The organism is Streptomyces sp. UNOC14_S4, from assembly GCF_020740835.1.
In the GTDB taxonomy this organism is placed as follows: Bacteria; Actinomycetota; Actinomycetes; order Streptomycetales; family Streptomycetaceae; genus Streptomyces.
Genome location: NZ_JAINFC010000448.1, coordinates 1 through 6,250, shown reverse-complemented (window position 1 = coordinate 6,250; position 6,250 = coordinate 1). Strand labels below are relative to the sequence as shown.

Sequence of the window (6,250 nt, the reverse complement as noted above, 5' to 3'; positions counted from 1 at the left end):
CCCCGGGGGCCGTGCGCCGCCCGCCCGCGCGGCCCGGCGCGGACACCGAGGACGTGGCCCGCGACTGGGGCGTGCCGCGCCTCGCCCCCTCCCCGAAGGGCCCCCGCCGATGAAGCGACAGATCTTCGACGCCGACCACGAGGCCTTCCGCAGGACTGTGCGGACCTTCCTTGCCAAGGAGGTCGAGCCCCACTACGAGCAGTGGGAGAAGGACGGCATCGTCCCCCGCGAGGCGTGGCTCGCCGCCGGGCGGCAGGGCCTGCTCGGCCTCGCCGTGCCCGAGGAGTACGGCGGCGGGGGCAACGCCGACTTCCGCTACAGCGCCGTGCTCGCGGAGGAGTTCACCCGCGCGGGCGCCGCCGGGTTCGCGGTCGGGCTGCACAACGACGTCATCGGCCCGTACCTCACCTCGCTCGGCACCGACGCGCAGAAGCGGCGCTGGCTGCCCGGCTTCTGCTCCGGCGGGACGATCACGGCCATCGCCATGACCGAGCCGGGCGCGGGCTCCGACCTCCAGGCCATCCGCACCACCGCGGCGGACCGCGGCGACCACTGGCTGCTCAACGGCGCCAAGACCTTCATCTCCAACGGCATCCTCGCCGACCTCGTCATCGTCGTCGCCAGGACCACGCCCGAGGGCGGGGCGAAGGGCCTGAGCCTGCTCGTGGTCGAGCGCGGCGCGCCCGGCTTCACCCGCGGCCGCAACCTCGACAAGATCGGGCAGAAGGCGCAGGACACCGCGGAGCTCTTCTTCCAGGACGTACGGGTCCCCAAGGGGAACCTGCTCGGCGAGGTCCACGGCGCGTTCGGCCACCTGATGAACCACCTCGCCCAGGAGCGCATGGGCATCGCCGTCGCGGGCATCACGGCCGCCGAGCACGTGCTGGAGCTCACCACCCGCTATGTCAAGGAGCGCGAGGCGTTCGGCCGTCCGCTCGCCCGGCACCAGCACGTCCGCTTCGAGATCGCCGAGATGGCCACCGAGTGCGCCGTCACCCGCGCCTTCCTCGACCGCTGCGTCGCCGACCACGCGGCGGGCACGCTCGACGCCGTCCACGCGGCCATGGCCAAATGGTGGGCGACCGAGCTCCAGAAGCGCGTCGCCGACCGCTGCCTGCAACTCCACGGCGGCTACGGCTACATGACCGAGTACCGCGTCGCCAGGGCGTTCACCGACGGCCGCGTCCAGACGATCTACGGTGGCACCACCGAGATCATGAAGGAGATCATCGGCCGCTCCCTGCTCGCCTGACCCGCCGCCACTGCTCACGTCTTGAGTCGCCACCTCTTGAGCTGCCACTTCTGAGTCGCCACCTGTGAAAGGCATACGACCGTGACCACCGAAGCGTACGTGTACGACGCGATCCGCACCCCGCGCGGCCGCGGCAAGGCCAACGGCGCCCTGCACGGCACCAAGCCCGTCGACCTCGTCGTCGGCCTGATCCACGAGACGCGGCGCCGCTTCCCCGGCCTCGACCCGGCCGCGATCGACGACATCGTGCTCGGCGTCGTCAGCCCCCTCGGCGACCAGGGCTCCGACATCGCCCGGATCGCCGCCATCGCCGCCGGGCTCCCCGACACCGTCGCGGGCGTCCAGGAGAACCGCTTCTGTGCCTCCGGCCTGGAAGCGGTCAACATGGCCGCCGCCAAGGTCCGCTCCGGCTGGGAGGACCTCGTCCTCGCGGGCGGCGTCGAGTCGATGTCCCGCGTGCCCATGGGTTCCGACGGCGGCGCCTGGTTCAACGACCCCATGACCAACTTCGACGTGGGCTTCGTGCCGCAGGGCATCGGCGCCGACCTCATCGCGACCCTCGGCGGCTTCACCCGCCACGACGTCGACGCCTTCGCCTCCCTCTCCCAGGAGCGCGCCGCGCAGGCGTGGAAGGAGGGCCGCTTCGACCGCTCCGTCGTCCCCGTGTGCGACCGCGGCGGCCTCGTCGTCCTCGACCACGACGAGCACGTGCGCCCCGGCACCACCCCCGAGATCCTCGCCAGGCTCAAGCCGTCCTTCGCGGCGATCGGCGAGGCGGGCGGCTTCGACGCGGTGGCTCTGCAGAAGTACCACTGGGTGGAGCGGATCGACCACGTCCACCACGCGGGCAACTCCTCCGGGATCGTCGACGGCGCCTCCCTCGTCGCCATCGGCAACCGCGAGGTCGGCGAGCGCTACGGGATGACGCCCCGCGCCCGTATCGTCTCCGCCGCCGTCTCCGGCTCCGAGCCCACCATCATGCTCACCGGCCCCGCCCCCGCCTGCCGCAAGGCCCTGGCCAAGGCCGGGCTGACCATCGACGACATCGACCTCGTCGAGATGAACGAGGCGTTCGCGGCCGTGGTGCTGCGCTTCGCCCGCGACATGGACCTGAGCCTGGACAAGGTCAACGTCAACGGCGGGGCGATCGCGCTCGGACACCCGCTGGGGGCGACCGGCGCGATGCTCCTCGGGACGGTCATCGACGAACTGGAGCGGCGGGACCAGCGCTACGGCCTGGTGACGCTGTGCGTGGGAGGCGGCATGGGCATCGCCACCGTCGTGGAACGGCTGTAGCCGTTCCCCTGCCCTGCCCATAGCCCCCGAACCGCAAGGGAGACATCCGCATGAGCCAGCCCGGTACGAGCCAGCAGCCGACCACCATCCGCTGGGAACAGGACGGCGACGGCGTCGTCACTCTCGTCCTCGACGACCCCGCCCAGTCCGCCAACACCATGAACGCCGCCTTCCAGGCCTCCCTCGCCGCGGTCGCCGACCGCCTGGAGGCGTCTCTCGAAGCGGACAAGGAGTCCGTACGGGGCATCGTCATCACCTCCGCGAAGGAGACCTTCTTCGCGGGCGGCGACCTCAAGGACATGATCAAAATCGGGCCCGAGCACGCCCGGCAAGCGTTCGACACGGGCATGGCCATCAAGCGCGACCTGCGCCGGATCGAGACCCTCGGCGTGCCGGTCGTCGCCGCGGTGGGCGGCGCGGCCCTCGGCGGCGGCTACGAGATCGCCCTCGCCTGCCACCACCGGATCGCCCTGGACGCCCCGCACGTCAGAATCGGCCTGCCCGAGGTCACCCTCGGCCTGCTCCCCGCGGCCGGCGGCGTCGTCCGCACCGTACGCCTCCTGGGCATCACCGACGCGCTGCTCAAGGTGCTGCTCCAGGGCACCCGTTACGACGCGAAGCGCGCCCTGGCCGCCGGGCTCGTCCACGAGACCGCGGCCGACCGCGAGGAACTGCTGGCCAAGGCCCGGGCGTTCATCGACGCGCACCCCGAGTCCCGGCAGCCCTGGGACGAGCCGGGCTACAAGATCCCCGGCGGCACCCCGGCGAACCCGCGCTTCGCCGCGAACCTCCCGGCCTTCCCCGCCACCCTCAAGAAGCAGCTGGCCGGCGCGCCCTACCCGGCGCCGCGCAACATCCTCGCCGCCGCCGTCGAGAGCGCCCAGGTCGACTTCGAGAACGCGCAGGTCATCGAGGCCCGTTACTTCACGGAGCTGGTCACCGGCCAGACCGCGAAGAACATGATGCAGGCGTTCTTCTTCGACATGCAGGCCGTCAACTCCGGTGCCAGCCGCCCGGCGGACGTCGCGCCCCGCAAGGTCGCCAAGGCCGCCGTCCTCGGCGCGGGCATGATGGGCGCGGGCATCGCGTACTCCCTGGCCAAGGCCGGTATCGAGGTCGTACTGAAGGACGTCTCCCGCGAGGCGGCCGAGAAGGGCAAGTCCTACTCCGCGGGCCTGCTGGAGGCGGGCCTGGCCAAGGGCCGTACGACGGAGGCCGAGCGGGACGTGCTGCTGGCCCGCATCACCCCCACCGACGACGTGCGCGACCTCGCGGGCTGCGACGCCGTCGTCGAGGCCGTGTTCGAGGACCCGTCCCTCAAGCACAAGGTCTTCCAGGAGATCCAGCACGTCGTCGCCTCCGACGCGCTGCTGTGTTCCAACACCTCCACCCTCCCGATCACCCTCCTCGCGGAAGGCGTCGAGCGGCCCGCCGACTTCGTCGGTCTCCACTTCTTCTCGCCCGTCGACAAGATGCCGCTGGTGGAGATCATCAAGGGCGAGCGCACCGGCGAGGAGGCCCTGGCCCGCGCCTTCGACCTCGTCCGGCAGATCCGCAAGACGCCGATCGTGGTCAACGACTCGCGCGGCTTCTTCACCTCGCGCGTCATCGGCCGCTTCATCAACGAGGGCGTGGCCATGGTCGGCGAGGGCGTCGACCCGGCCTCCGTCGAACAGGCCGCGGCCCAGGCGGGCTACCCCGCCAAGGTCCTCTCCCTGATGGACGAGCTGACCCTCACCCTCCCGCGCCGCATCCGCGAGGAGACCCGGCGCGCCGTCGAGGAGGCGGGCGGGACCTGGACCCCGCACCCCGCGGACGCCGTACTCGACCGCATGCTCGACGAGTTCGGCCGCACCGGCCGCAGCGGCGGCGCGGGCTTCTACGACTACGCGGACGACGGCAAGCGGCTCGGCCTGTGGCCGGGCCTGCGCGAGCACTTCACCACGCCGGACGCGGCGATCCCCTTCGAGGACATGAAGGAGCGCATGCTCTTCGCGGAGGCCCTCGACACGGTCCGCTGCCTGGAGGAAGGCGTCCTGACATCGGTGCCGGACGCCAACATCGGCTCCATCCTCGGCATCGGCTTCCCCGGCTGGACCGGCGGCGCCCTCCAGTACATCAACGGCTACGAGGGCGGCGTGGCGGGCTTCGTACGGCGGGCACGGGAGCTGGAGGCCGCGTACGGCAGCCGGTTCGCGCCGTCGGCGCTGCTGCTGGAGAAGGCGGAGAAGGGGGAGCGGTTCGCGTAGGCGAACGGTTGGTGGGGACGATCCCCGATCGTCCCCCTCAGCCTCATCCCCCTCAGCCTCGTGTCCGTTCGGCGAGCCAGCCCGCCATGCCCCGCACGCCGAGGGCGATCGCCCTTTCGTCCGGGGCGAAGTCCGGGTAGTGCGGGTACGCGGTGGTGACGGAGGCGCCGGGAGCGCGGACGCCGAGGAAGGTGAACGTGCCGGGGACGCGCTGGAGGTAGAGGGAGAAGTCCTCGCCGCTGAAGGGAATCGCGGCCTGCAGCGTGGTGACCGCGTTCCGGCCGAGCGTGCGGCGCAGGCGCCGGGCCAGGGCGTCGGCGTCGCGTTCCGGGCAGACCATGGCCGGGAAGGGGGCGCCGGGGTACGTCACTTCGCTTCCGGCACGGGCGCGTGCCAGGCGGCGGACCTCTCCCCGCACCCGCGCGTAGTCCTCCGGCGGCCAGCAGCGGGAGGAGACGCGCACTCCGGTGTCCTGCGCCGTGGCCCGCACGGCCACGAACCGGGCCAGCGGGCCGTCGGGCGTCTGGATGTCGGTGACCAGCTGTTCGAGTTCGGCGGTCGTCCCGGGCGGCTGGACGGTGGCGAGGGCGCCGAGGTCCGCGGCCAGCTGTCGTGCGTCGTCCTGGGTGCGTACGGTGATCTGGGCATGGTCCTGTCCGGGCAGTCCGGTGCCCGGCGTCACGGCGAATTGCCCCACCGGGAACGGGCCGCAGTGCAGCGCGTGGATCTCCTCGACCCCGTGGCGTGCCAGCGCACCGGCATCGATCATGGCGCGGGCGCCGGCCAGGCTCTCCTCGGCGGGCTGGAAGAGGAACACGACGGTCCCGCTCAGCCGGTGCCGCAGCCGGGCCAGCACCTGGGCGATGCCGATGCCCATCGTGGTGTGGAGGTCGTGCCCGCAGACGTGCGCCGCCGCCGTTCCGCCACCGCGGATGTCCCCGGGCGGCACCGCGTCCATGTCCGCCCGGTAGGCGACCGTCCGTCCCGGGCGGGCGCCGCGCAGGACACCGACCACGCCGTGTCCGCCGCCCACTCCCGTGGTGACGTCCAGCCCGGCGGCCCGGAGTCTGCGGGCCACCACGGAAGCGGTCCGCTGCTCCTGTCCGGGCGCCTCGGGATGGGCGTGGATGTCCCGCCGCAGCGCGACGAGTTCCTTCTCCAGCCGTGCGGCTTCCGCGTCGACGGCCTGCTGGCCGATCGGCGCGCCGCGCTGTCCGGCGACGGCGGTGCCCGGCGTTCCCCACACCAGCCCCGCACCGACTGCCGCGGCCGCGCCGCCGAGCAGCGTACGGCGGTTCAGAGTCGGACCACTTGGACGAATCACGGTTCCCTCGTTCCTTGTCGAGCTCGTTCCTCAGGGGCTCGGCTCAAGATTGCGGGGTGAGGGTGGCCGCTGCCGATCCGGGAGGCCCTCGACTTGTGGTGGGGGTACCCCCCCGGTCGGTCCTGGGGG

The 6,250-nt window shown here is 72.5% G+C and carries 4 protein-coding genes; 3 read left to right on the top strand and 1 reads right to left on the bottom strand.

What is annotated here, in order from left to right; genetic code table 11:
* The first annotated feature begins 109 nt into the window (after window positions 1-109).
* The 3 genes from K6I34_RS29175 (at window position 110) to K6I34_RS29165 (ending at window position 4,797) form a co-directional block, all read left to right on the top strand.
* The gene (locus tag K6I34_RS29175; protein ID WP_229330415.1) at window positions 110-1,252 is read left to right on the top strand and encodes an acyl-CoA dehydrogenase family protein; all 1,143 of its coding nucleotides are present in this window, start codon (window positions 110-112) and stop codon (window positions 1,250-1,252) included.
* Window positions 1,253-1,333: 81 nt separating this feature from the next.
* Window positions 1,334-2,548, top strand: coding sequence for an acetyl-CoA C-acetyltransferase (locus K6I34_RS29170; protein ID WP_229330413.1), 1,215 nt, complete (start codon window positions 1,334-1,336; stop codon window positions 2,546-2,548).
* A 50-nt stretch (window positions 2,549-2,598) separates the two neighbouring features.
* Window positions 2,599-4,797, top strand: coding sequence for an FAD-dependent oxidoreductase (locus K6I34_RS29165; protein WP_229330411.1), 2,199 nt, complete (start codon window positions 2,599-2,601; stop codon window positions 4,795-4,797).
* 52 nt (window positions 4,798-4,849) lie between these two features.
* On the opposite strand, the gene K6I34_RS29160 is transcribed toward K6I34_RS29165, so the two are convergent.
* Window positions 4,850-6,121: a M20 family metallopeptidase gene (locus K6I34_RS29160; RefSeq protein ID WP_229330409.1), complete on the bottom strand. Its 1,272-nt coding sequence runs from the start codon at window positions 6,119-6,121 to the stop codon at window positions 4,850-4,852.
* Between the last annotated feature and the right edge of the window lie 129 nt (window positions 6,122-6,250).